This window comes from Pedobacter sp. GW821-FHT01D05, assembly GCF_059422505.1.
Map to the genome: position 1 here is coordinate 333,196 of NZ_JBWKXA010000005.1, position 26,098 is coordinate 359,293.

General features: G+C 40.5%; 18 protein-coding genes and 1 tRNA gene. 4 read left to right on the forward strand and 15 right to left on the reverse strand.

Annotated elements, in window-relative coordinates; genetic code table 11:
• The first annotated feature begins 5 nt into the window (after positions 1 to 5).
• The 4 genes from AC07VK_RS18780 (at position 6) to AC07VK_RS18795 (ending at position 5,650) form a co-directional block, all read left to right on the forward strand.
• Positions 6 to 1,052, forward strand: coding sequence for an efflux RND transporter periplasmic adaptor subunit (locus tag AC07VK_RS18780; RefSeq protein WP_492962434.1), 1,047 nt, complete (start codon positions 6 to 8; stop codon positions 1,050 to 1,052).
• Positions 1,053 to 1,062: 10 nt separating this feature from the next.
• The gene (locus AC07VK_RS18785; protein ID WP_492962436.1) at positions 1,063 to 4,116 is read left to right on the forward strand and encodes an efflux RND transporter permease subunit; all 3,054 of its coding nucleotides are present in this window, start codon (positions 1,063 to 1,065) and stop codon (positions 4,114 to 4,116) included.
• A 103-nt stretch (positions 4,117 to 4,219) separates the two neighbouring features.
• Positions 4,220 to 4,999: an SDR family NAD(P)-dependent oxidoreductase gene (locus tag AC07VK_RS18790; RefSeq protein WP_492962438.1), complete on the forward strand. Its 780-nt coding sequence runs from the start codon at positions 4,220 to 4,222 to the stop codon at positions 4,997 to 4,999.
• A gap of 42 nt (positions 5,000 to 5,041) precedes the next feature.
• On the forward strand, positions 5,042 to 5,650 hold the full coding sequence (locus AC07VK_RS18795) for a TetR/AcrR family transcriptional regulator (protein WP_492954696.1): 609 nt from the start codon (positions 5,042 to 5,044) through the stop codon (positions 5,648 to 5,650).
• A 16-nt stretch (positions 5,651 to 5,666) separates the two neighbouring features.
• Here the strand turns inward: AC07VK_RS18795 and AC07VK_RS18800 are convergent, their stop codons facing one another.
• From AC07VK_RS18800 to AC07VK_RS18870, 15 genes are all read right to left on the reverse strand, one after another.
• Positions 5,667 to 6,848: a PepSY-associated TM helix domain-containing protein gene (locus AC07VK_RS18800; protein WP_492962440.1), complete on the reverse strand. Its 1,182-nt coding sequence runs from the start codon at positions 6,846 to 6,848 to the stop codon at positions 5,667 to 5,669.
• Positions 6,848 to 9,316: a TonB-dependent receptor domain-containing protein gene (locus tag AC07VK_RS18805; RefSeq protein ID WP_492962442.1), complete on the reverse strand. Its 2,469-nt coding sequence runs from the start codon at positions 9,314 to 9,316 to the stop codon at positions 6,848 to 6,850. The genes AC07VK_RS18800 and AC07VK_RS18805 overlap by 1 nt, the downstream gene beginning before the upstream one ends.
• A 448-nt stretch (positions 9,317 to 9,764) precedes the next feature.
• Positions 9,765 to 11,909 (reverse strand): hypothetical protein, encoded by a 2,145-nt coding sequence (locus AC07VK_RS18810; RefSeq protein WP_492962444.1) that lies wholly within the window; start codon positions 11,907 to 11,909, stop codon positions 9,765 to 9,767.
• A 22-nt stretch (positions 11,910 to 11,931) separates the two neighbouring features.
• Entirely contained in the window at positions 11,932 to 12,162 is a 231-nt protein-coding gene (locus AC07VK_RS18815) for a two-component regulator propeller domain-containing protein (RefSeq protein ID WP_492954692.1), read from the reverse strand.
• Positions 12,163 to 12,174: 12 nt separating this feature from the next.
• A complete protein-coding gene (locus tag AC07VK_RS18820; protein ID WP_492962446.1) occupies positions 12,175 to 15,570 on the reverse strand; it encodes a DUF4450 domain-containing protein in 3,396 nt (1,131 codons plus the stop codon).
• Between the two features lie 13 nt (positions 15,571 to 15,583).
• Positions 15,584 to 17,002 carry a glycoside hydrolase family 28 protein gene (locus AC07VK_RS18825; RefSeq protein WP_492962448.1) on the reverse strand — a complete coding sequence of 473 codons (1,419 nt, stop codon included), beginning with the start codon at positions 17,000 to 17,002 and terminating at the stop codon, positions 15,584 to 15,586.
• A gap of 344 nt (positions 17,003 to 17,346) precedes the next feature.
• Positions 17,347 to 17,426 (reverse strand) — tRNA-Leu (locus tag AC07VK_RS18830).
• Positions 17,427 to 17,495: 69 nt separating this feature from the next.
• The gene (locus AC07VK_RS18835) at positions 17,496 to 18,695 is read right to left on the reverse strand and encodes an aminotransferase class V-fold PLP-dependent enzyme (RefSeq protein ID WP_492962450.1); all 1,200 of its coding nucleotides are present in this window, start codon (positions 18,693 to 18,695) and stop codon (positions 17,496 to 17,498) included.
• A 46-nt stretch (positions 18,696 to 18,741) separates the two neighbouring features.
• Entirely contained in the window at positions 18,742 to 19,038 is a 297-nt protein-coding gene (locus AC07VK_RS18840) for a DUF3817 domain-containing protein (protein ID WP_116249862.1), read from the reverse strand.
• A 226-nt stretch (positions 19,039 to 19,264) separates the two neighbouring features.
• Entirely contained in the window at positions 19,265 to 19,801 is a 537-nt protein-coding gene (gene hscB / locus AC07VK_RS18845; protein ID WP_492962453.1) for a Fe-S protein assembly co-chaperone HscB, read from the reverse strand.
• An 83-nt stretch (positions 19,802 to 19,884) separates the two neighbouring features.
• On the reverse strand, positions 19,885 to 21,273 hold the full coding sequence (rseP, locus tag AC07VK_RS18850; protein WP_492962455.1) for an RIP metalloprotease RseP: 1,389 nt from the start codon (positions 21,271 to 21,273) through the stop codon (positions 19,885 to 19,887).
• A gap of 29 nt (positions 21,274 to 21,302) precedes the next feature.
• Entirely contained in the window at positions 21,303 to 22,463 is a 1,161-nt protein-coding gene (locus AC07VK_RS18855) for a 1-deoxy-D-xylulose-5-phosphate reductoisomerase (RefSeq protein WP_492962457.1), read from the reverse strand.
• A 242-nt stretch (positions 22,464 to 22,705) separates the two neighbouring features.
• On the reverse strand, positions 22,706 to 24,253 hold the full coding sequence (locus tag AC07VK_RS18860) for a GH3 auxin-responsive promoter family protein (protein WP_492962459.1): 1,548 nt from the start codon (positions 24,251 to 24,253) through the stop codon (positions 22,706 to 22,708).
• Between the two features lie 42 nt (positions 24,254 to 24,295).
• Positions 24,296 to 25,084, reverse strand: a complete 789-nt coding sequence (locus AC07VK_RS18865; protein ID WP_492954683.1) for a hypothetical protein — start codon at positions 25,082 to 25,084, stop codon at positions 24,296 to 24,298.
• Complete coding sequence (locus tag AC07VK_RS18870; RefSeq protein WP_492962461.1) at positions 25,081 to 26,049, reverse strand: glycosyltransferase family 2 protein; 969 nt, start codon at positions 26,047 to 26,049, stop codon at positions 25,081 to 25,083. The genes AC07VK_RS18865 and AC07VK_RS18870 overlap by 4 nt, the downstream gene beginning before the upstream one ends.
• Positions 26,050 to 26,098: the final 49 nt, after the last annotated feature.

A 26,098-nucleotide genomic window follows, 5' to 3' on the forward strand; every position in this document is an offset into this window, starting at 1 on the left:
ATATCATGAACAAGACACAACTCACACTTATTGCGCTTACATCACTATTGTTTGCCTGCAAAGAAAAACCGAAAAATACAAATCCTCTTGGCCAGCCAGATATCATTTCTGTAAAGGTTGCGCCCATTTCCTCTTTTGGAGTAACAAATTCTATTCAGGTCACTGGACTGGTAGGTACCGAAAATGAAGCGAATTATTCCTTCAAAATTGGCGGGGTAATCAGCAGCATCCTGGTAGATGAAGGACAATTTTTTAAAAAGGGGCAATTGCTGGCCACCTTGAATACCACCGAGATTGCGGCCGGTCTGGCCCAGGCGAACCTTGGTGTAGATAAGGCCACTCGTGACTATGCCAGGGCAGTAAACCTTTACAAAGACAGCGTATTTACGCTGGAACAACTGCAGAATACCAAAACGGCATTGGATGTTGCAAAAAAAACAAGTGAGGCAACCGCGTTCAATCAGCGTTATGCCAGGATCTATGCGGCCTCTGATGGTTTTGTAACCAAAAAGGTTGCCAGTGTAGGCGAAGTGATTGGTGGCGGAATGCCGGTGCTAATGACGGGCTCAACCCAAAAAACTGACAGCTACCTGTTAAAAGTTGGGGTAACAGACCTGGAGTGGGCAGGAATCAGTGCTGCACAACGGGCTGTTGTTTATCTTGATGGATATCCCGAACAGCCATTCCAGGCAACGGTATTGCGTAAACTTCAATCGGCTGATGCTTCTATAGGATCTTTTCAGGTAGAGCTGAAGCTCCAGATGGGCAATCTGAAACCTGCAATTGGCATGTTTGGGAAAGCGGCAATCGAAACCAATACTTCAGAAAACAAGACAGTAATCCCATTTAGCGCCCTTGTAGAGGCAGATGGAGAGACGGGTTACATCTTTACCCCTAAAGGTACAAACAGTGTTAGAAAAGTACCTGTAACCATCCTGAAGTTTGACAATAAAAATGTTTACCTAAAAGATAAACTGGAAGGAATAGATCGCATAGTTATTTCTAATAGCGCCTACCTCAACGAACAATCCACCGTAAAAATTATCAAATAAAGACCACGAGATGAAAATTACAAATTTTGCTGTAAAGAACTACCAGTTTACCCTGATCATATTTGTGCTTGTGGCAGTGGTGGGACTGCTTACACTCTTTACCATGCCCCGCTCGGAAGATCCGACTACCCACCCTCCGCAATATCTGGTAACGGTTATCTACCCCGGCACTAGTCCGAAGGATATGGAAGAACAGGTGGTAAAGCCCATTGAAAATAAAATCTATGGCCTCGAGAACATCGATAAAATCCTGACCACAGTTGAAGATGGCGTAGCAGCGATACAGATCAAGTTCAAGTATGGTGTTGATGTGGATAACAAATACCAGGAAATATCAACAGAAATAAATGCGCTGAAAAACGGTGAACTTCCAAAAGACATTTATCAGATCAAGACCGAAAAAATTGCCTCATCAGATGTAAAGATTATTCAGGTAGCGCTGATCTCAAACACCGCTTCGTCCAAAATATTGCGCGATAATGCAGACAAATTGAAGACCCAGCTGGAAAAGATCACCAATTTGAGAGAGGTAAAGTATACCGGAATGCCAGAACAGGAAATCCGCATCGACATGCAACTCGATAAACTGGCCCAGCTAAAAATACCATTAAACCTGGTTATAGGCAGTCTGCAAAGTGAGGCGGCCGACATTCCAGGAGGAAGTATCAATATGGAGAGTAAGGTCTTTAATGTAAAGACCAGTGGTAAGTTCAAAAATGTTGAAGATGTGGCCAATACGATCATTTATAATGCCAACGGAAAAATAATATACCTGAAGGACGTGGCCCATGTGAGCTATATGGACGGCACCATTAACCACATTACCAGGATCAATGGACAACGCTGCATACTGGTTACCTCTTCGATGAAAAATAATGTGGATATCAGTCAGGTTAAGAAAGAGTACACTCCGGTATTGGAACAATTTTCTCAAACCTTACCACAGAACATTAAAATGGTCAAGAGTTTTGACCAGGCAGATATGGTATCAAAGCGGCTTGGACACCTGGGCTTTGATTTTGGATTGGCCATACTATTAGTGGTGGTTACCTTGTTACCTTTGGGCTTCAGGCCATCGCTGATCGTAATGATTTCCATTCCACTCTCACTGGCCCTCGGTCTTATTGCAATGAATCTTTTAGGCTTCTCGCTCAACCAGCTCAGTATTGTTGGGCTTGTGGTAGCATTGGGGCTATTGGTTGATGATAGTATCGTTGTTGTAGAGAATATAGAAAGGTGGTTAAGGGAAGGCCATTCCAGAAAGGATGCCATTTTAAAGGGCACCAAGCAGATTGGGGTAGCTGTTGTAGGCTGTACTGCAACGCTTGTTATTGCATTTTTACCATTAGCCTTTCTACCTGATATGGCCGGAGAGTTTATCCGAAGTCTGCCTATGGCCATTATTACCAGTGTATTGGCCTCTATGATTGTGGCGCTTACGCTCGTGCCTTTTATCGGCAGCAAGATACTGAAAACCCATACCCATGGGGAGGGAAATTATTTCTTAAAAAAATTGCAGGGCTTTTTAACCTGGTCGTATCGTGGCATTATGCCGTTGGCGTTAAAGTGGCCAAAAGTAACGATCAGTATTTCGATTGCATTGAGCGTATTGGCCTTTTTACTCTTCCCACTGGCAGGGTTTAAACTTTTCCCTACCTCAGAAAAGCCGATGTTTCTAATCAATATTAAAATGCCGCTACAGGCAAATATCCCAGAAAGCGATAAAGCTGCAAAGCTGGTGGAAATGGAACTTAAAAAACATAAGGAAATCGTTTATTACACCTCTAATGTAGGAAAAGGTAATCCACAGATCTATTACAACGTGCATCAGCAGGATATAAAACCGGATTTTGCCCAGATTTTTGTGCAATTGGAAGAAGAGACAAGCCCAAATGACAAAACTGAACTGATCAAAACGCTCAGAAGCAAATTTACTGATTTCCCCTATGCAAAAATAGAGGTGAAGGATTTTGAACAGGGCACTCCGATAGAGGCAAATATCGTGGTCAGGATTTTTGGAGAGAATCAGGATACCCTGCGATCGCTCTCGTTCAAAGTGGAGGAGCTGTTACGTAAACACCCAGGTACTTTTTTCATCAACAATGAACTCAATGCCTATAAGTCAGATGTAAAAATCAAGATTGATAAGGAAAAGGCACGGACATTAGGCGTACTGACCAGCGACATTGACAAGGTGATCAGGTTGGCTGTTGCCGGACTGACTGTTGGGGATTACATTGATGACCGGGGTGATTCGAGGAATGTGGTAATCACCATTCCACGTGATAAGTTTTCAAATCTAAATGCATTGAAGAACCTTTATGTGAACAATTTCCAGGGTGCACCAATTCAGATCGATCAGATTGCAACCATTGGGCTGGAAACCTCTCCAACTGCAATTAACCATTTTAATAAATCACGGTTTGCAAAGGTTACCTCGCTCACCAAGGATAATGTTTTGGCAAACGATATTCTCAAGGATATTGTTCCCGAACTCAACAAGTTAAAAATGCCCAAGGGATATTATTATAAATTATCTGGGGAGGCTGAATCGGAAGGTGATGCGCTAGGCGGAAATTTCCTTTCGGTGATCATCCTCAGTACCTTCCTGTTTATCGCTGTGCTACTGCTACAGTTTAAGACATTTAAAGGAATCATTATCGTTTTGTCAATTATTCCATTAGGCGTTTTGGGCGGGGTGATATTTTTGCTGATGACAGGAAATCCGATGTCGCTGGTATCTATCATTGGTTTCATTGGCTTATCAGGCATACAGGTAAAGAATTCGCTGTTATTGGTTGATTTTACCAACCAATTGCGGGAAGATGGAAAAAGCATAGATGAGGCGATCCATATTGCCGGCGAAACCAGGTTCCTACCTGTTGTACTTACTTCTATTACGGCCATTTGTGGTCTGATCCCGATTGCCATGAATCCCAATCCGCAGATAGCGCCACTTGCCATTGTATTGATTGGGGGGCTGATCAGCTCTACCATATTATCAAGGATTGTTACCCCGGTAATGTATAAACTCATCCCTCCACAATTGCACGAAAAGATATGATAGGTCAAAATACACGCAAAGACTTGTTTCTGGAATTGAGACTGTTCTTGATTAACCTGATTAACAGCATACTTAAAAATTACTCACATAAATTTTACTAAAGATGAAAGAATACATATTAATTACCGGTGCTTCCTCAGGAATTGGCTACGAAATGGCGAATGAATTGGCAGCTAAAGGGTTAAACATGATATTGGTTGCCCGTACGGAAGCTAAATTACAGCAAATGCAATCAGAACTAATAAACAGGTATGGCATTCTGGTTCAATATTTCGCTACAGATCTTTCTGATGTGAATGCAGCTAAAAACCTTTACCAAAAGGTGAAAGACGAAAACCTATTAGTGACCCATCTGGTAAATAATGCTGGTGTTGGCAACTATGGCAATTTTACTGAAACGCCATTGGAAGAAGAATTGAGTATGATTCAATTAAACATTTCCAGTCTGGTCGTTTTAAGCAAGCTTTTTGCACAAGATATGGTCAAACGCAAATCCGGCAGGATCATGAACATAGCTTCGGTGGTCGCATTTTTACCAATGCCATATTTTTCTGTTTACTCTGCCACCAAGGCTTTCGTAAAGGCATTTAGCGAAACGCTCGCCGCCGAATTGGAAGGGACCGGAGTTATCGTTTCGTCTCTTTATCCTGGTACTGTGGATACTGGATTTACCACACCTGAGATGCAAACTACAAATCTTCATAAAACCAAGCCGATGACTCCCAAAGAAGTGGCAATACAGGGTGTAAAGCATCTACTGGTAGGTAGTGGGAAAAAAGTAGTTGGTTTTCAAAACTGGTTTAACGCTAAACTCCCCAACTTTGTTCCTGATGGTATTATGATGAAAATTAAAAAGGGGCTGGCAAGTCAGAAATCAAAATAGTTCAGTTAGTGTTATCGGATATCCTTATGAAATTTATATGATATGTTAAATCGAAACACGATAATAGATGCAGCAATACAGCTTTTTTCATATTTTGGAATTGAAAAAACTCCCCTTAAAGATATAGCCAAATCGTTAAGGGTGAGTATTCCATCTCTATATTGGTATTTTAAAAACAAAGACGAGCTGGTGATCTGTGTTTTAGAAAAAATAACGAATGAAGAATGTATTTTGATCGAAAAGCAGTGTATACGATATAAGTCGCTATCCAATTTTATTGATGAATTGGTTGAAATAAAGCGTTTAACATTTGAGAAATATAGTCGGTTATACCATTCCCCGGATTACTTAAAAAAGATAGGTTTTTTAGAAAACCTGGATTTATTAAGAAGGGTATGTGTGACTGAAAATGTAAATTTGATTTCAAAATCTGCCTTTGCGAGAGATGACAATAGCCCCCATATGTTTAAGGAGGTGTTCATCCGGTTCTTAAGGGAACTCGATATGATATTTCTGAACGATGCAGCCACAAGAGCGAGATTTCGCGGATCAGGCGTGATGAAAAGAAATGACATCTCTGATCTCATAAGTCAAAAAGCCCGATCTTTTCTATCTGAAATAATGGATAGAAATATCATGGTTCAATATTAAAATTAAATGTCCATTTTTAACCATTCAAACCCAACTTAAGGGAAGACTTAGGCTTTTTCTTCCTTTTCCCCAACCAGATCAGAAACCCTGAAACCGGAAGGGAAGCACAGATCAAAGCAGCAAAAAAAGCCAATAGCTGTGTGCCCAGACCATATATTCTACCTGTATGCATCGGAAGATTTGAATTTCTCCATTTCATGCCCAGCGTTTTCTGTGAATGCGGTAAAACATCAATTATCTTTCCAGTCCTACCATCGTAAAAATAATAACTAACACCCCGCCAGCCATCTTTATTGCTCTCAATACTGACAAATGAGGTCGAAACCTTATTGGTTTCAGTCGGGATGCCGATTCCGATCTCCACCCAATCACCTTTTAGTTTTTTTACCAGGTCATAATGAATGAGGTCAATCTTGTTTAATGTCGAGTCACTAGCATTGATGATGGGCAGTGTCCGCGCAAAACCAGTCTTTCCCTTGTCTCCCAAAAGTTTATATATCCCGGTTTCCCACCATTTAAAAGACCATACCAAACCTGTAATGGCAATAAGCATCGCCACTGGCAGAACATAAAATCCCAATGAATTATGCAGATCGTAATTTACCCGTTTCCATTTTGCATTCCATTTGATTGTAATACTTTTTTTAAACTGCTTGTAGTTTTTTGGCAGCCAAAGAATAAAACCACTGATGAGCATCACAAGAAATAGAAGAATGCAGGAACCCACAACGAGACTTCCGATAGGTTTTACCAATAACAACTGTCTGTGCAGCTGCTCAACGATATTGAAAAATTCGTAACGGACATCAATTATCCCCAGAACCTTTCCTGTGTACTGATTTACATAAATATCATTTAAATACTCAAATTGGCTAAAATACCAAAGGTTCATCTTTTCCTTTTTATTAACCTTAAAACCAGAAAACACATAGCTTTTGTTGTCTGCTGAAATCTTCACATTTGAGAGGACTTTACCAGGGCCAACCGCTTGTTGTGCATTGGCAAGCAATTCAGAAACCGGCTTCGGCCGGCCGATTTTCTGAACGTAAACAATATCCTGGTGTAGGGCATCAAATATCTCCTCATTGAATACATAAATGCATCCCGTGATGGATACGATCACGACAACAACTCCTGTTACCAGCCCTATCCAAAGATGGAGCCAGCCGGTAATCTTTTTGAATTTACTTTTGGCCATTAAAATGAATATCCAACCGTTAGCATATAGTTTTCTGGCTGCCCCGGAAATAACCGTAGATAATCGTATCCGCCCACCCAGTGTTTTTTATTTCCGATGTTATTTGCATTTAGCTGAAGCTGGAGTTTACCGATATTATAGAACAGCCCGGCATTAAGAAGCGTGAATGATGGTAAGGTAATCTGATCTTCAGGCGAGAACTTCGCATCATAGTTCAGGTTTCTCTTATCTACATAATTTATCCCTAATGCTATACCAAAACCTTTGGCTGCACCATCAATAAAGTTATAACGGGTCCATAAATTTGCAGTGTTTTTTGGTGCGTTCGGCTTTTGGATCCCAATCTCTCCTGCTGTACCGCTTTCAAGTATCTTCGCCCTGTTGTATGAATACGATGCAATTACATTCCAGTTCGGCATAATTTTTCCAACGACATCAACTTCGAAGCCTCTAGATTGCTCATCCCCTATCTGCCTTAGTAAATCAATTACGCCTGGTGTTGCATACAGCGCTCCGGTCTGCTTGATCTGATACACGGCGGCGGTAATGCTCAGTTGATCCCTGAGCCAGCTGGTTTTTGCACCAAATTCGATCATATTGCTTTTCAAGGGATCAAATGGCCCACCTGCATTTGGGTTTGATATGGTGGCAGAGGTCTGAGGATTGTATCCTTCAACATAACTTCCATAAAAGTTGATATTTGAATTAATGGCATAAACAGCGCCTAATCGTGGCAACCAGGCATGTGAATTGGCTTTCGCTTCGGTTTGAGTTTTATAATTGGCAAAATCAGTATAATATTCATAACGCACTCCAAGTAAAACCTGCAACGCGCCAATTTTTAACTGATCCTGAATATACCCTGAGTTAAGATAATAATATGCTGGGGCCACTACAGATTGAGCAAAGAAAAGTTTGCTATCATCCTGCATTCTCTGGGATGACAACGGGTCGTTAAGATTGAAGTGCGGAACATTGGGTACTGGGTTTCCTGCAGCATCAAGGAGATACCTGCTCTTATTGGCGACCACATAGGTCGGGATAGAACCATTGTTCGCTGCATTTCTATAACCACTTGCTGTCATCTGCGAACCGCCTACTGGCGTTTTTTCACTCCCAAAATCATAACCTGCTACGATCTTATGTGATATGGGTCCGGTTGTAGGCGTGTAATTTACATAGCCGGAGAAGTTATCGATAAAACGCTTGCGTTTTCTAATTTGGACATTCATCCCAGCAAGATTATTGATCACGGCACCATTGCCATCAACACCATAAGAATTGGAAGTACGGTGCTCATTCAGATCTTCTGAATATCCTGTTTTAAGATATGAAGCATTCAGGCTCAATACATCGCTTACTTTATGGGTAATCGAGATCGTTGCATTATAGGTGAGCTCGTTCAGGTAATCGTTTGTAGTGTTCAGGGATAGCGACTGAGGAGTCGAATTTAAATCGAAGCTGCCAAAAATCGGCTGCCCCCTGTCGAGCCTGCTTTTCGAATCGGTATATACCAGATCAAAGTTTATCCTCGTTTTTTCAGACGGGACAAAGGTAAGCGAAGGCGCAATAACAAAGTTCCTGTCAAACATTAAATCCCTGAAAGTTTCTGCATTTTCATAGCCAAGGTTTAAGCGGTAAAGCAAAGTGCTGTCTTTTGATGCCGGTCCGGTAAAATCGGCAAGCCCACGGAATGTATTGAAACTTCCCATAGTCATACTAATGGATCTTCTGGTTTCATCAAGCGGCTTTTTGGTTACCCGGTTTACCACACCACCTGGACTTGCATTTCCAAAAAGTGCAGAAGACGGACCTTTTAGCACTTCAACCCTTTCCAGATAATTGGCGAGCGATTGTTTCCAGAAACCTGTACTTGTTCTTAGTCCGTTCAGCAACTGGGTATTGCTCTGTCCGTTTACACGAAAGCCACGGATGGTTAAGTCATCATAAAAACTGAACTGATTTACTCCGCTAAAGTTTTTCACTACCTCACCAACGCGCATGAGGCCCTGATCGGCAATCAATTCCTTACTGGCATAGGAAACAGATTGAGGAATGTCTTTGAGTTCATTTTCAATCTTACCAATAAAGGTCGCCTTGGTTTTATAGGCTTTTTCTTTACGCCCGGTAATTTCTACCTGCTGAAGATCTGAATTTGATTCGGTCAGAACAACATTTTCATCTGTATCTCCACTGATCTCGATCGTTTTGACCGATTGCCTAAAACCGATAAAATTGAAATGTAAAATTAGCTTGCCCTGGCTCACTTGCAACCTATAATAACCTTTGTTATTTGTTGAGGTAGTTAATTTAGTATTTTCAACACTGATGGTAACACCGGGAAGTGGGTTTCCCTGACTATCACGTACATATCCCTGCAGTTTTACGGTCTGTTGCGCAGAAGCACTGTTTGAGAGAAACAAAAAGAAAAAAAGGCATAATGCCGCATGAGTTAAGGTTATCTTCATGAAATAAGGATCAAATACTATTTAGACTTATTAAAAATAAAGTCGCAAACATAGTATTTTTTATCTACTTTTTAAATAAAAGAGTAGAATATAGCTTCATGCAAAGTCTATCCATTCAATTATCTGCCGTTGAATAGCATTAAGAAACAATTTTCATTAGCGTGAAAGAATATTGTAAAACCCTATTTTATAACCTATCCGGCAAAGCCGAGGATTAGTTGACATGATTTTTTTTCCATTCAAATTGTTCGGGCATTAAAACACCATTTATTCATAATCATCTTAGTTTTACCTGGATTGACAGGCAAAAAAAATCCGGAGTAAAAACTTATAAAAGCGTTCACTCCAGATGGTACGCTAGGCCGCAATGTTATGAATCAATTCTTTAAAGATTTTATCTCATTGGATGTGTTAAATAAAAACCTATAGCCTAACCTATTCCATCCTCCTACATCATCTTCTTAAAGCCTTCCCATTGCACCTTCCAAGTTCCATCTTTAGGGAAACCAGGATTTATGGTCTTATTTCCATCCCAGCCAGCACACATTAAAGCCACAGCGGCAAGTAAACCTCCGTTTCCAGGCAGATAAATGCGCAGGCGGTCATCCTGGTAGTTATGGCCGTTAATAAGATAAGTATTGGTTTGCACAGGCATCAGCAAGGCATCTATCGCTTTTTCGGGCATACCTAAACGTGTGGCTGTCATAGCTGTCATCGGGAAATCCCATCCCCAGGTATCGTTCCAGATCCACTCTTTCCAAACCAGATCAAAGGTTTTACGCATGGTAGCTTTATCCAACAAACTTGTTTCGGGCAGCATACCAAATGCCCCCAATACGGAGGGGTGATCTGTTTTATATTCGGGATTGGTGTAAGAATCAGGCGCACTTTCTGCAGCCAGATATACGCCGTTTTGTACAGGCAAGTTAGATAATTTAGCCATCACCTCATCCCATTTTGCATTTCGCGGCATGCCTAAACGCAAACGCCACTCTTGCGCTGTTTTCAAACCCCACGCCCAATAAGCCAGCTCATAGGTAGGATTAAAAGTGCTTTCGGCTTTAAAACGCTCTTGTGCCGGAATTAATCCTGGCCCGAGTACATAACGACCTTTTGTGGCATCGTAATGCGCAAAAGAAGCCATAAAATCGGCCGTTTTAAATACCAGGTCTTTATATTTTTGCAATACCTTTCCATCTTGATTTGCGCGATATTCCAATTCGGCAAAGGTAATGAGGTGCGGCTGCTGCCAGATCAACATTGCCCCTATTGATGATGGACTTTCGTTCCCTTTATTATCGGTCATTTTCTGCCAGCGTAAGCCATCAAATCCCTGTACCAGCGCAATTTTCTTTGCCTTATCCGCAACCTTAAAATACCAATCAGTACTCCGATTTAACAACTCAGGCCTGCCCCATAGCGCAAAATGAACCCCATGCCACCAATGCATTTCGAGGTGCGGTTTACCAAACCAGCTGTTGTAGGTTAGGCCAGTTTCTTGTGGGGGGAAATCGCCCGAACATTGTATTTTGGTGAGGTATTCGGAAAGGATAATCCTGCGTTCGAGTTCAAATGCACGATTATCAGTACTTCCGCTAAAATCGACCGCAGCACCGCTCATCCAAAAGGCTTTCCATTGTGCTAAACTATTCTGTTGGCTCAGTGCAAAGGACGGAACCACCTCATTCCTTTTCTGCTGCGAAAAAAGACAGCTAAAGCTAAATGCATGATTGGTTTTATTAGGTGTAATGGTAAAATAATGCGCTTGTTTCTCGGCCAGTTGCGCTTTACCTTTCCACGAAAAGGAAGTATAATAAACTGCAGAGTCGATCTGACGCTTAATTAAAGCACCATCGGCACGCTGCGCCACTACCTGTGAATGGTGTTCGTTGTTATTGCTCCAATTGTTTCCTACATCTGCCCATTCGCCAGTAGCTACCGGGTACCTAACCCTGATTTTTAACCTTCCTGCTAAAATTAAGGGCGACGACACCGATGCACTGATCAGATCAAGATCCTGATGCCCAACCGTAGTTACCTCAACAGGAATTCCTTCTAAGGTAAAACTACTCTTAATTTCACCCGTCCAGAGGTTTAGGTTTTGGTTAATATCTTTTATATCGTTAGCCCTGGCCAATTGGCCATTCTTTTTAATCAGATCGAAACCAATATTCCCCAATTGTAAACGGTGTACATTCTGGCGGAAATAATTACTAGCCTCTTTAGCCCTAAGTGGTGTATTTAACTGCACGGTGTAAGGAATTTTGCGACCATATTGATCGTAATATTTATAAGCCTCGGTTATATTGAACTTACCCTCATTTTTGTACGATCCCCATCCCCATTGCGATTGTGTGCCTAATGGAACACCTTTGGCATAGCAATCCGGAAAACTTTGCAATCCTGTGGCATCAACGGTAAAAGCAAAGCGACCATTGCCTACAGATAAGGATGAAAGGGAATCTATTTTTTTAACCACAACAGTATGTCGTGTTACCAATGCTTGCCGGTCAATCTGTGCAAAAACAATATTGCAGATGAAAAGCATTACGAAGAGCATCAAGGGTTTAAATTGGTTTTTAATTCTACACATACCGCTTATTTTACTAAATCATTTAAATATTGAAATTTGTCCCGTCGAAACGGTTTAGGCCATCAAAAGTACCAAACCACATAAAGCCGTCGCGGTCTTGGGTAATGCAGAGCACACCATCGTGCGAAAGCCCATGTTCGGTAGAATAATGTGCAATATTGTTTTTCAACTTTGAGAAAGCAGTAGCAAAAGACAATAAGACCAAGAAAATTGGCAATACTATGTTTTTCGATATCCTACCGCTATACTTCATGATTCAAATTAACTAACGAACTAAAGTGAGCGCCATTAAACCAATAATTACATCATTACAAATGGCAGATAAGGTAAGCTTAGCCAGTGTTTTTTTAGGGTCGAGCTTTAGGCCCAATGCTGTTGCTGCACCTCCTTTTATGTCTTTTCCATTCCAGCTATCGCCATCTTGTGCGGTTACAATTTTACCCGTTTTCAGGTGTATACGTACTGGCCGCTCTGCACCTGTATCGAAAGCGAAACCATCGGTGAAAAGATCCTGTTCAATTGGCCACCAATTTTCGGGGTTACGCAACAACAGTTTTTGGGTAGACCCATCGGTATATTGAACCGTAATTTTGCCATTATCCATTCTGCTTTGCATGGGGTTGGTTGTTCCGGCCAAAAGGAAAAATATCCCGCTTGCTTTACCAGAAAGTGGGATTTCTGCTTTTCGGGGGAAATTATCCCACTGAGAAGTATAAATGATATTTTTTGAAGTGCTATCTGATGGTGTTTTAAAAACCACGCCAGAAGGCAATAAAAATTCGCCTTTTGCGCCCGCCAGTTTGCGCAAGCCCATATCATTAATTTCAGGTTTTAATTTCGGGTGCGTCCAATCACCAATACCTTGCCAGGCCAATTGTAAAGTTGTAGTTTGTGGCCGTGGCGACAGGTATTTATGGTTAAAAATCTGACCGACCTGATCGTTAAAATAAGCGGATAAATCTTGTGTTTCCAGCTTTTTACCTGTCCATTCTTTAGCCGTTAAATCTAAAATTTGATCTGACTTTTTCACCGCCGCCTTCAGTTTAAAACAAACAGGAAACCAATACGTGAACGGACCATTCTTAATCTGAGCAAAGAAGGTACGGTCGCCTGGTTCGCCCTGAACATTTGCACTAAGTTTACTTTCACTTGCATTTATATGGTTAAGCACCTTTTGGGGATCAAATATTTTAACAATTTTAGCCTTTCCAAAATCGACTTCCATTTTCGAACCAGCGGTATAGACAACGTTAATTTTGGGTGGATTTAAGGTTTCACCTCCCCAAATCAATTCCACCGAATAGTCTTTTGCCGCTGCACTTTCAATCTCGATTTCGGGTGAGCCAATAGCGCTGGCAACGTTTTCCCACTTTACTGCTCTTCCATTAATCTTAACCGATTTTAATTGATTGCGCTTAGCTTTAATGCGCATTTTAAGTCCGAGCCTAATGGCAAATCTCGGCAACAGCTCATAGGTATCAACCGATGCTTTTCGTTTAAAAGAAAAAGAAAAATCAGGAATATTTAGGGCCGCATGATCCCATTCTTGTGGTAAACCTGGTCTGATGAGCAAAGTTTTATTCAGTGCATCAGGCACCACACCAAAAAGCCCTTCAACGAGTGTTCGTGAATTAATGCCTACCGGATCACCAAAATCGCGGTACGATTCCCCTAAAATGGCATCATAGCGGGAAACCTGGGCAAAATTACCCGGACTTCCTCCAAGGTACATGCTGGCCAATAGTTCACTTTTCCAAAGTTTAAAGGCTTCTTCAGTCCTGCCTGCTTGCCAGTTGGCCAGGGCCGTATGGGTAACTTCGGCTAAAACCACATTGTTTAACGACCACTCATAAGGCATCCAGTTTGTGGTTGACAGGGTATAATAACCTTTATCTTCGAGTCCTTTTGCCCTTACCGGGATGTGTGGGATATTGGTATCAACATACCTTAAACTCTGCCAGGCCTGAAAAGCATCTGGTACCTCCGAATCTATACTGTGATAAACCGTCCATAAACCTGCAGCCGGATGCAATTGCTGTAGACCTAAAGCATCTTTATATTCTGCATACCAGCCTTTTTCTGGCATCCAGAGCTGGGCATTCATGGCTTTTAATATTTTGTCGGCCTCTTTTTGATAAACACCTGGATCTTCATTGATCAAACGGGCAAGTTTGGCGGCAACTAAATTCGCGCGGTAGTTATAAGCTGAGCTATGTGTTCCGCTTCCGCCACTATATTGCAATGCATCGCTTGCCCAAATGGCTGCATAGGCATCATAAAGGCCATTATCATCCGCATCAAAAACTCTTTTCTCCCAGGCTAAATGCCTTTTAATTACGGGCCACATTTCTTTTACATAAGCTAAATCGCCCGTCCAGTTGAAATGCCAGAGTAATTGATCGATATACACAAGATTCATATCATAGTGGTGCGGTCTGATCGATTTTCCATCCGGTTCGCGACTGATGTAACCATTGCTGAACATTGCAGTCCCCATGGCTTCTTTTGATCGCGAAAGGTTAAAAGCAGTATCGGCCAAAACGGGTCCGCTTTCCGGATTGAGCACCTGCGATTTGGCATATGCATCAAAATGTGTTCTTGCCCGATCGTGCCAACCTAGTGGATCGGCAGTGTAAGGCCCACGCCAACCGGGCAAACGCATCCGCCAGCCAATGGCACCGTGCATATAAGATGGTGCTTCCCAAATCCCATCAGAAGCCATGGCCAAAGCACCACCAATGGTGTTGAAAAAGGGATCTGGTGTATCAACCTGTACCCGATCGGCTAAAATTTTACGCTTCTTTTCCGATTCCGTAAACTGCGTAGTACTATCCCAGTTTTTAGGGGCGTTATCTTTTTCAGGATTTTGGATCAATACATAAAAATCTTTATCGTTTTCTACCCTTATTTTTCCGGAAATTACTGGATTTTGCTGTGTTTTAGATTGATTTAAAGTTAAAGGAGAAGATAAATCAGCAGCATCAGCAATTCTGATTTCGGCCGGAAAAAGTCCAGTGATTTTTTTGATTTTGGCGTATTGGAGCTCGAAACTGTTCTTTGTAACCGTAAATAAATTATCCTTACAGTTTTGTTTTTCGAGGTAAAAAGAAGATTCGGGATCTACCCCCATATCGCCACTACGGCTAAACTTTTTATCACTTGCTCCACCGAAAACCCAAAGCAGTTCTACATCCTTTTTCACATTTTCGAAACGGGCTTTTAACACCATTCCATCGCTGTTGCTCAATGCAAGAAGGGTTAAATGCAAAGTACCATTTCCCAGCAATGGGTCTTTTATGGTGTAAATCATCGATCCTGGGCGGTACCTGGCGGTAATATCTGTTGCCTTAATCAGCCATTTGCTGTTATTGCCATCAAGTAAGCCAAACTGCAGGTTACCGCCCATAGCTGGCATATACAAAGCAAATTCAGGCAGATCGCCAGCCTCGACCCGGAACGCTGTATTGGTTCCGTATAAGGCTCTCGTAAACCTTCTTGTACCATTATGGATAATAAAATCGCTTCCCTCCGGACGGTACCGTAAACTTGCATTTTCATTGTGCCAGGTTCCCGATTTTAAGATTGGCGGATAAATTTCCTGTGCAAAAAGTGTATTTACCGATAAACCTAGGCAGTAAAATAAACTGTAAAATCTTTTCATTTTTCCGAAACAGCTAAGGATTTACACTTACTGAATTACTTACTTTCAATGCGCTTTGGTCTGCCGCTGTAATATTTACCCGATCAAAAGTCCAGTTTTGCCCAAAATCGATCGTTCCGGCAGTAGCTGCTTCTATTTTCAGGTTGGAGAGATTAAAGTTTTTCAATATGGTTTCTGAAAAACCAATGGCGTTGATTGCCTTTTTAGCGCCGGTAGCGGTAACATTAAACACGTTGATGTTCTGTATTTTAGGAATGCCCTTGCTTGCTGGTTGTACATGGGTTAAAAGTTTGGTCCAATGTGCGGGGATAGAATCCGGATGGTATCCAGCCGGTAAAGTAGAATAACTGTAAGCAGGATTCCAGTTCGGATTTACCTGAATTACATTGCCCACACCATGCATGGTAATGTTACCGAAATACACATCTTCTACCGTACCTCCCCTTGTTTTGGCCGATTTAATATTAATTGCATTACCCGTTCCATAGCCTACCAGATCGGTGGCCCACACATGACGGATACTGCCCGAAGTTTCGCTACCCAAAGTAAGCAAGCCTGCTCCTTTACGCGCCACACAATTGCGGATTACGACGTATTCTGTTGGTCGGTTTACCCTTAGGCCATCCCAATCGCGACCGGCTTTTAGGCAGAAATTATCATCATTACAATCGATATCGCAATTTTCGATCAGCGTCCATAACGAAGAATCGACGTCAATTCCATCTGTACTCGGGCCACTGCCATCTACATTGTTCCGAATGGTAATATGATCTACCGTTACATAAGAAGAGTACAAAATCTGCACCGTCCAAAATCCAGCCTGTTGTACATGAATATCTTTGATCACCACATCCCTGGCCGATTCGACCAGTATCGTTCTTGGACGTTTGGCATCATAATCTACAATCCACCTTAAGCCTTTCGTGTCATATTCTTTTCTTAAATTCCAGTAATATTCCCAGAATGGTTTGCCTTGGGCGTTAATCAATCCTTTGCCCGAAATAGAAGCTTTATCTTGTTTTAGAATGTTGATTAGTGCCGCAGGCCATTTCATTTCGATACCGGCCACACGTGTATCGATTTCAGGATAATCTTTAATATTCTGGCTACCCAGAATTTCAACACCTTCATCAATCTTTAAATTGACCCCATTTTTAATAAAAATGGATCCCGTAAGGTATTTGCCCGCTTTAAAAGAAACGATACCCCCACCTTTCGCTGCGCAATCGTCAATGGCTTTCTGAAGGGCTTTTGTAGCCAAAGTTTTACCATCATTTATCGCTCCATATTTGTTTACGAGATAGTTATTTTGCTTAAAACTGAATTTCCGCGCACCCACCTTGCTTACCCAATCTGGTGTTTTGGGTTGGGCAAAAACGGTAATACTAACGAGCATAAAGGCTGCAAGCATAAAAGAATGGATGCTTTTCATAAATTCCGGAATATATTTGGCTATACGTTATAGCTAGCGTTATATAGCTGCTGGTTTATTTCCGGTTAATATATAAAACGTGGCGCGCCCAACCGTCCTGCTGCATCCTGCATAAAGCCGCCTAAAGATGTTGTTCGTTTAAGCTTTCTGCCAAATAATTGGGCAGGTTCTTTTAGTTTATCAGCAGACAGCCCTAAGAGAAGGATAAGTAATTCTGTAGTTCGGGGAGGTATAATTCTTTGAATGCACCTGAATCGCATTTAAACTAGCAAATGGCACAAAAAAACCGGACTTTGAATGTTCAAAGCCCGGTTACTTACCTTTAGCAGGTATTTTTTTAATCGTACCCAGCGCCGGAGTCGAACCGGCACGGTTTCCCACAGGTGTTTGAGACCAGCGCGTCTACCAATTCCGCCAGCTGGGCATTTGCTTATTCAGCGGGATGCAAATGTATAAATTAAGCACTTAATTCGCAAATTTTATTTGCTTCTTTTTATATCTGATCTGATTTACTAAAACCTCCATCATTTAACAGATGATCTAATAACAACTGGTTCAATTGTTTAACTTCTTTTTTACTCATTTTCATATCCGTTGGCAGATAAACTAAATTTTGAAGTATTAGTTCATTTGAAGTTTTTAACGGCAAACCCGTGAAACCTATCTTAACTAAACTGGAGGCTTTTGACGTGGCATCGAATCCTTTTTCCCTTAATTTATCGATTAACAGTGATGGATTAGCCGCAACTATCGGAATTACCCAGTGTGTATGCCTTAAGTTTGCAGCACCAATAATATTTCGCGAATCAACATTCAATAACAACTGGTTTGCCAGTATCTTTCTCTTATAAATACGAGATTGATCAAAATCATCCAATCTATGCTGCAACATACACAAATTAGCATAACATGGCCTGTATTTGATTTTCTCCATTACATCTGCGCCAGGAAAACCTCTTGTAAAACCGGAAATAAAAGCATCAAAGTCTTTATCAAATTGCCTGCAAAGCCAATAAGCCAGGGTAAATGGCCATCTTGAGGCAAGAATGTTAATCAGGGTAGCATTAATTATTTTTTTGAAGTATCGATCGCCTTTTTGCACCGGCAGCCTATTGTTTAATATTGTTACCAAAGTAAATAGTTGCTCGTTTCTAATATGAAGTATAGCACCACTTAAGGCGGTATTTGTCTTAATTAGTCCAAAACTGAACAATACCACGTCCGATTTTAAATTACCTTCATAAATTCCATCATAAGCTTGTGCACAATCTTCTATTACGATCAGATTATGCAATTTGGCGATGTCAAGCAATGGTCCGGTATCCATTATGCCACCAAATAAATGGGTAATGAGCAGCAGCTTTGTTTTGGGTGTAATAGCTGATGCTATCTGGCCAGCAGATATGCCTAGTGTATTTCTATCAATAGGTAATGGTACAACTTTTAAATGATAGGCAGCAAGGGTTGCAAACATATCCGGAATGTTAATATCTGCAACCAATATTTCGTCGCCAGGTTCAAGATTTAGCGCTTCTAATACGAGATTTAAACCTGTACGAACAGAAAGACAGGGCAACTGCGCTTCAGGGAACCGGGGCTGTTCTTTTTTAAAACCGCAAGCACTACCAATACAGTATAGTGCACCCTTAAAAAGTTCGGTAAAACGGATATCTAACCTACCTCTGGCAATCATTTATTAAACGCATAATACTAAGGTAAGTAATTTGTGTAATAGGCAATTAGTTTAGCGCGCGTTCATCTTTCAATTTACGATCAACCACAAAGGGCATAAAGGGCAAAAGTGACGCTAAAAAAATCAAAACGGCTTTACCAAACTTCCATTTTTGTTCTTGCCAAGCTAAAACTAAGGTGGCTGCATATAATACAAATAATAATCCGTGGGCCCATCCGGTATATTTTACATACAAAGGAAGATCTGCAAAATATTTTAACGGCATGGCTACAAATAATAAAAGCAGATAGGATATGCCTTCTGCCACGGCCACTTTGCGAAAAATAGAAAGGGAGCTATTCATTGATCTGATTGTTTGCTCCTAAAGTAAAACAAAGCTTTTGCCTATCAAAAACTAAAAAATGATTTTACAATCGGGTGTCTTACAAGGGTCGAAGGTGGAAGATTTAGGGCTTCCCATCTTTTAACCGCAGCGGAGACAAAGAAAAGGCACAAAGTACACAGCGTTGGGCGCTTGTTTTTACGCTACTATCTTCGGATCTCCGACTCCGACTTCAAACTTCTTCCATCTATTTCGGCAAGCGTTCCCTGATCCGATCAACGTATTTCTGTCTGTAAAAATTATCCTTAATCGAAGGCAGTAGTGCATCAGATGCTGTTGGGTTGCCATCAAAACGGCCTATCAGATCATTCAGTTCGTTAGCAAGATCTTTTTCTATGGCATCAACATCTCGTTTTACCTGCGCTAGCTTTTCGGCATCTGGCTCAAATTCCAGATCCATTAAAGCCTCATTAACATCCATCATTTCCATTAAAAAAGATTGTGGCAGTTGATAAGCCTCGTCTGTTTCTACAATCCCTTTTAATTCGAGCACGTATTTTAAGCGTTTTTTAGCATTGCTGAGTGTCTGGTAAGCCTTATTGTTCAAAGTAGACAGGTCGAGTACTTCTTGCTGCTTCTCTTCGCTTTCATTGGCATAAAAATCAGGATGAAACTGCTTGCTAAATGCATAAAACTTTGTTTTAACCACATTTTGATCTGGATTAAACTGGATCGGTAAGGCGTAAAAATCGAAATAATTAATATCTGTTGTTGCTGCGCTCATGGTGCATATTAAATTAAAAAGCCGCAGATGTTCAGATTGATTCGTCAAATCTGCGCATCTGCGGCAATTATATAAATTTGGTTTTACTTACCGAAGGATTTTAGAATATCATTACCAAAAGCAAACACCATTAAACAGATCAGGATTACAAAACCCACAATTTGCGCCTTTTCCAACACTTTTTCGCTTACTGGCTTACGTTGCACCATTTCGATCAAAAGAAATACTACGTGGCCTCCATCTAAGCCTGGAATAGGCAATAAATTCATAAATGCCAGTGCCATCGAAATCAATCCTGTTAAAGTCCAGAATTTAACCCAGTCGAAAGTACTGCCATACACCTTGGCAATCCCAATTGGGCTGCTGATGTTGCGTGCACTTAACTTTCCGGTAATCATTTTACCAATACCTTTTGCATTATCTACAAAAGTGCTCCATGCCATGGTTGCCCCAACTGGCAACGACTCTATAAAGCCAAAATCTACATGCGCAGTTTCAGGCATTTTTAAATTAGGGATAATTCCAATCGTTCCATCTTTGCTTACTTTAAGATCGAACTTTACTTCTTTGCCTTTGCGTAGCGCATTAATGGTAATTGGTTTTAATTTGTTTTTAGAAACCTCTTCTTTAAACTGATCGAAAAAAGTAATCTGTTTTCCATTAACCGATAAAATACTATCGCCCGGTTTAATCCCTGCAGTATATGCTGGATATACGGGTTTCTCGAACTTTCTGCCAAACAGTTTATCAAAAAAAGATGGTTTATCTGCTTTTTCATCAGGCGCACTTACCTTTTCTACACTTTCCATCGTATATCTGGGCGAGATAAAATTTTCTTTGTCGTTTTTCGATATTTTATTTAAAATAATATCCGGAACAGAAATGTAAAGTGTTTTATTATCCCTTAAAATGGTCAACTGGGCTCCATCAAACAATACTTTGCTCGATATCGCATCTTCAAAACGGATTAACTTGTTGCCGTTGATGGCCAAAATCTTATCTCCATTTTTTAAACCGATTTCTTTACCAATTGCACCTACAGAAATACCATCGTTCAGCTTGCTGTTAACAGTATAATTCTGTCCGACGTTAAAAGTCAACATCCAAAAGATAAAAATACCAACAATTACGTTTACGATAATACCACCAAGCATCACGATTAAACGTTGCCAGGCTGGCTTAGAGCGGAATTCCCAGGGTTGTGCTGGTTGAGCCATTTGCTCGGTATCCATACTCTCATCAATCATTCCGGCTATTTTTACATAACCGCCTAGTGGCAACCATCCCACTCCATATTCAACATCACCTCTTTTGAAACTAAAAAGCTTGAAACCCCAGGCATCAAAAAATAAATAAAACTTTTCTACTTTAATACCAAATGCCCTGGCTGCCAGGAAATGCCCTAATTCGTGTAATATTACCAATAAAGACAATCCGAGCAGCAGCTGCCCCGCCATAATCAATCCATTCATATTCTCTTATAAAATTTTTATGTTAGATGTTAAACTATACTTTTTGTTACTAATTCGCCGGCTAAGATACGGCTATGTTTGTCAGTTTCTAAATAATCGCTCAATTGCGGTTTTTCAACAAAACTGATTTCTTCCATACACTGTTCAATAACCTCGCTCATCTGCAGAAAACCGATTTTATCCTTTAAAAATGCGGCAACAACAATTTCATTCGCGGCATTTAAAATACAAGGCATGTTTCCGCCTTTTCTTAATGAAGTAAATGCCAGGTCTAAATTCCTGAATGTTTCCATGTCGGCTTTTTGAAAGCTAAAGTTTGGATAATCTAGGAAGTTAAAACGTTTAAAATTGTTTTTTAGCCTATCGGGATAATTTAAAGCGTACTGAATAGGCAATTTCATATCCGGAACACCCATTTGTGCCTTCATCGATCCATCTGTAAACTGAACAATTGAATGGATGATAGATTGAGGGTGAACAATTACATCAATCTGATCTACATCAAGATTAAACAACCATTTTGCCTCAATTACCTCCAGGCCTTTATTCATTAAAGACGCAGAATCGATCGTGATTTTTGCGCCCATTACCCAGTTGGGATGTTTTAAAGCCTGCTCCTTTTTTACTGTGGATAAGAAATCTTTTGTTTTGCCTAAAAATGGTCCACCGGAAGCTGTTAAATAAATCTTTTCGATATCATTCTGCTCCTCGCCTACCAAACATTGAAATATTGCTGAATGCTCCGAATCGACCGGTAAAATTTTAACCTGGTGTTCAGTCGCCAGTTGTGTAATCAATTCACCCGCTACTACTAGTGTTTCTTTGTTGGCCAAAGCAATATTTTTTCCAGCCTTAATGGCAGCAATAGTAGGTTTTAACCCTACAGAGCCCATTAATGCCGTTAATACCACATCGCTATCATCATAGGCAGCAACTTCTGACAATGCGACTTCACCTGCCAAAACTTTAATATTTAGCGCAGACAAAGCAGTTTTAACTTCGCCGTACTTGCTTTCATCACAGATTACAACAATGGCTGGCATAAATTCCTTCGCCTGTTGAATAAGTAATGCTGAATTCTTTAAGGCCGATAATACAGCTACTTTAAATGTATCGGGATGGTCCCTAACCACTTCTAGCGCCTGTGTACCTATACTTCCTGTAGAACCTAATATGGTTATTCTTTTCAAATCGTTTTTTATATCGTAACGCTTAAGGTTTAATTAAGCATTTTATTGTTCACTCCTAAATTATAGCTCCGTCATTTCGAAGCTGGGCCTGAGCGAGCTGAAGCAATCTGACTTGCCTAATAAGATTGCTTCGTCGTTCCTCCTCGCAATGACGAATTTGGTAATTAAATAATGTACCTTTCCAAAGCGTCAGCTACTTTTCCTCATTTCGTTTCGTGAGGACACGAACCGAGGAAGATTAGTTAAACAATATACCTCTCCAGCCCATCCGCTAGCTTCCTATCATTGCTCAAACGCGGTACTTTGTTCTGTCCACCTAACTTCCCTTCACTTTTCATGTAGTTTACAAAAGCATCTTTTTGCAAAGTACGTATAATCAATGGCTGAAGGATGTTTCCTTCAATCAGGTCAAAGTAATAAATATTTTTCTTTTGCAAAGCCTCGTCAACCTTTTTGCTAAAAGCAGCCATATCTTTTGGTGCAGATGAAAATTCTACAAACCACTCGTGGTAAGGCAATTGACCAGTTTCAGGGTTAACCTGAGGCGCAACGGTAAATTCTGTAATTTCTACCTCTTCTTCATTGGCCACGCTCAAAATTGCCTGTTCTACCTCTTCTCCTATTACATGTTCGCCAAAGGCAGAAATGAAATGTTTTATCCGTCCGGTTACCACAATTTTGTAAGGGTTTTTCGAAACAAACTTAATGGTATCGCCGATGCTGTAGCCCCACAAACCAGCATTGGTATTTAAAATTAACGCATAGTTGGTATCTAGTTCAACCTCGCCAAGCGATAACCGTGTCGGATTATCATTGTAATGTTCATCAGCAGGAACAAATTCGTAAAAAATCCCCGCATCGGCCAATAATAATAAACCTTTATCCTTTTGTGAATCCTGGTAGGCAATAAACCCCTCCGAAGCTGGGTAAGTTTCTATCGCATCAATTTTCTTCCCGATGCTTTGTTCAATTTTTGCCCGATAAGGCTCAAAATTTACACCACCATAAATAAACAGACTAAAATTTTTGAATATTTCGGCAATTTTCTTCCCGCCCGATTTCTCTGAAAGTTTATCGAAATACATTTGTACCCAAGGTGGAATACCCGAAATCAAAGTCATGTTTTCATTGATGGTCTCCTCAACAATGGCATCAACTTTTTGTTCCCAATCTTCGATAATATTGGTTTCGTAAGAAGGCAATCGGTTCTTTTGCAGATAGGCTGGCACATGGTGGGCCACAATACCTGATAAACGCCCAACATTGATTCCGTGTTTTACACTTAAAACCGGACTCCCTTGCAGAAAGATCATCTTTCCGTTTACAAAATCGGACTTGCCTGTTTCATTAATATATGTTAAAATAGCATTGCGGGCAGCTTTTATATGTTCAGGCATCGATTCTTTCGATAGCGGAATATATTTTACACCTGAAGTGGTACCTGATGTTTTGGCAAAATAGAGTGGTTTACCCTTCCAAAGTACATCGGCTTCACCCGCTACTACGCGATCTACATAAGATTTTAATCCTTCATAGTCCTGAACGGGAACCTGTTTTTTAAAATCGGCATAGGTTTTAATCTCAGCGAAATGATGATCTTTTCCAAATGCAGTATGTTTAGCCTCATCAATCAGCTTTTTCAGGATATTATGCTGAGCATTTAGGGCATTATGCTTCCATTTGTTAATCTGCCAAACTACAAATGCCGCAAAGGGTTTACTTAATGCTGCTTTAAGCCCCCAACCCCCTGAAGGGGACTTTTCCTTTCTGCCGTTCTTTTCTTTTTCCATAAATTTAAATCTGATTTTTAACTCCCCTTTAGGGGCTGGGGGTTAAACGATATTATGCAAAATATCCGGATGCTCATCGCCTTTATATTCGCTCGAAATTTTGCGGTATGCAACAGTTAAGGCTACACTAGAAAGTGGAACGATGATAAATGAACTTAAAATATTTACAATGAAAGCCACCAACGGCCATTGCAGGTAGTTTAGTAAGAGATAAATTAAATAACCTCCACCTAAAACCACTAATAGCAATAAAATCTTAGTGAAATTTCCTTTAGTGGTAGCCAAACTCAATTTAATCGAATCGAAAGGCGTTGCGCCTTTATCAATAATAAAAAACGGGAAAAATGAAATTCTTAACCAAGTGATAAATATGGCAATAATGCCAACTGAAATGGCCACGTTTTTAACAATTGTTACATTAATACCTGTATAAATAAAAGGAAAAGCAACCAGGATTACCACCAGATAAACGCCGAGGATACAGCCCACAAAATAAAGGGTAGCCAATAGGAATCTGATAATTTGTTGTCTGGTTGGAAGCGTATCCACAATTTTCACATCGTTTTCTTCATCGTCCATTAAATGGAAAATATATTTAAACAGCGAAAGGTTGATGGTAAAATAAAGCAAAACGAAAATAATCACCATCACAACGCTTAATGCCTTGCTTACATCTTTAATAAAAAAGGCCATTAAACTCGATGCACTTGCGGTAATAAACATCAAAAAACATAGCGTAGCAATCGAGAAATAGTGTTTCTTGGTAATGCTCCACGCTTTTTGAATTACATCATTAACGGCGAACGTACTTTCTTTTAAATAATTTATCATTGTTGTTTGAATACCACACGTTTAAATAAATCCTGTATAAATCCTAAACCATAAGCGGTTAATTGGATAAACGAAGATATAATGCTCAAAAATGCAACTTTTAACGATTTATTTACAGACCATGAATGAAAAAATATCAACATAAAGTAAATCAATAAGAAGAAGTTACAAACATATGCCAATGGAGGATATATAAAGTTACACAAAATGGTGAAACCAAAACCCAATGTAAATAGTGCAGGAAAAAAATGTACAAGTTTTAATTCTTTTGGGAAATGTTTGTAAATATTGATCCTTGCTCTCCCGAAAAAATGTAACTGTTTATAAAACTGACTAAAACTTGTCCGGCGTTTATGATAAACCTTTGCGTCTGGAATCAAACCGATCTTAAAGCCGTTTTCGTGAATACGGATACTATATTCAATATCCTCACCTAACCTGGTTAAGATAAAACCACCTACTTTCTCCCAGGCCTGACGGGAAACGCCCATGTTAAAACTGCGTGGATGAAATTGCCCTACATGCTGTTTGTTCCCGCGGATTCCACCGGTGGTGAAAGGCGATGTCATGGCATAGCTGATGGCTTTTTGCACAGGCGTGAAGCTCTCATGCGCAGCATCCGGGCCGCCGTAAGCATCTAAATGATGTTCGTAGAGGTAATTTTTGACGATCTCAAGGTAATCGCTGGGAACAAGGATATCTGAATCAAAAATGATAAAATAATCGCCAGTAGCCCTTTCGAAACCAAAATTACGGGCAAAACCCTGCCCCGCGTTTTCTTTGAAGTAATATTTAATATCCAGTTTATCTGCATAAGAAGCTACAATGGCCTTTGCATCGTTTTTCGAACCATCTTCAATAACCAAAACCTCAAACTGTAAATAGGTTTGTTTGGTTAGGGTATTTAATAGTTCGTCAATTTCCTGAGGACGATTATAAAGAGGAATGATGATGGAGAAAAACATTTTTTGGGGTTGAGGGTTGAGGGGTTAGAGGTTGAGGGATTGGGCGGAT

What these genes read in the sequence shown, in the direction of transcription:
- AC07VK_RS18805 (WP_492962442.1), bottom strand. Translation starts at nt 9,316, where the DNA reads ATGAAGATAACCTTAACTCATGCGGCATTATGCCTTTTTTTCTTTTTG.
- AC07VK_RS18800 (WP_492962440.1), bottom strand. Translation starts at nt 6,848, where the DNA reads ATGGCCAAAAGTAAATTCAAAAAGATTACCGGCTGGCTCCATCTTTGG.
- rseP (WP_492962455.1), bottom strand. Translation starts at nt 21,273, where the DNA reads ATGAATGGATTGATTATGGCGGGGCAGCTGCTGCTCGGATTGTCTTTA.
- AC07VK_RS18860 (WP_492962459.1), bottom strand. Translation starts at nt 24,253, where the DNA reads ATGGAAAAAGAAAAGAACGGCAGAAAGGAAAAGTCCCCTTCAGGGGGT.
- AC07VK_RS18795 (WP_492954696.1), top strand. Translation starts at nt 5,042, where the DNA reads ATGTTAAATCGAAACACGATAATAGATGCAGCAATACAGCTTTTTTCA.
- hscB (WP_492962453.1), bottom strand. Translation starts at nt 19,801, where the DNA reads ATGAGCGCAGCAACAACAGATATTAATTATTTCGATTTTTACGCCTTA.
- AC07VK_RS18785 (WP_492962436.1), top strand. Translation starts at nt 1,063, where the DNA reads ATGAAAATTACAAATTTTGCTGTAAAGAACTACCAGTTTACCCTGATC.
- AC07VK_RS18825 (WP_492962448.1), bottom strand. Translation starts at nt 17,002, where the DNA reads ATGAAAAGCATCCATTCTTTTATGCTTGCAGCCTTTATGCTCGTTAGT.
- AC07VK_RS18865 (WP_492954683.1), bottom strand. Translation starts at nt 25,084, where the DNA reads ATGATAAATTATTTAAAAGAAAGTACGTTCGCCGTTAATGATGTAATT.
- AC07VK_RS18870 (WP_492962461.1), bottom strand. Translation starts at nt 26,049, where the DNA reads ATGTTTTTCTCCATCATCATTCCTCTTTATAATCGTCCTCAGGAAATT.
- AC07VK_RS18815 (WP_492954692.1), bottom strand. Translation starts at nt 12,162, where the DNA reads ATGAAGTATAGCGGTAGGATATCGAAAAACATAGTATTGCCAATTTTC.
- AC07VK_RS18780 (WP_492962434.1), top strand. Translation starts at nt 6, where the DNA reads ATGAACAAGACACAACTCACACTTATTGCGCTTACATCACTATTGTTT.
- AC07VK_RS18835 (WP_492962450.1), bottom strand. Translation starts at nt 18,695, where the DNA reads ATGATTGCCAGAGGTAGGTTAGATATCCGTTTTACCGAACTTTTTAAG.
- AC07VK_RS18820 (WP_492962446.1), bottom strand. Translation starts at nt 15,570, where the DNA reads ATGAAAAGATTTTACAGTTTATTTTACTGCCTAGGTTTATCGGTAAAT.
- AC07VK_RS18790 (WP_492962438.1), top strand. Translation starts at nt 4,220, where the DNA reads ATGAAAGAATACATATTAATTACCGGTGCTTCCTCAGGAATTGGCTAC.
- AC07VK_RS18840 (WP_116249862.1), bottom strand. Translation starts at nt 19,038, where the DNA reads ATGAATAGCTCCCTTTCTATTTTTCGCAAAGTGGCCGTGGCAGAAGGC.
- AC07VK_RS18810 (WP_492962444.1), bottom strand. Translation starts at nt 11,909, where the DNA reads ATGTGTAGAATTAAAAACCAATTTAAACCCTTGATGCTCTTCGTAATG.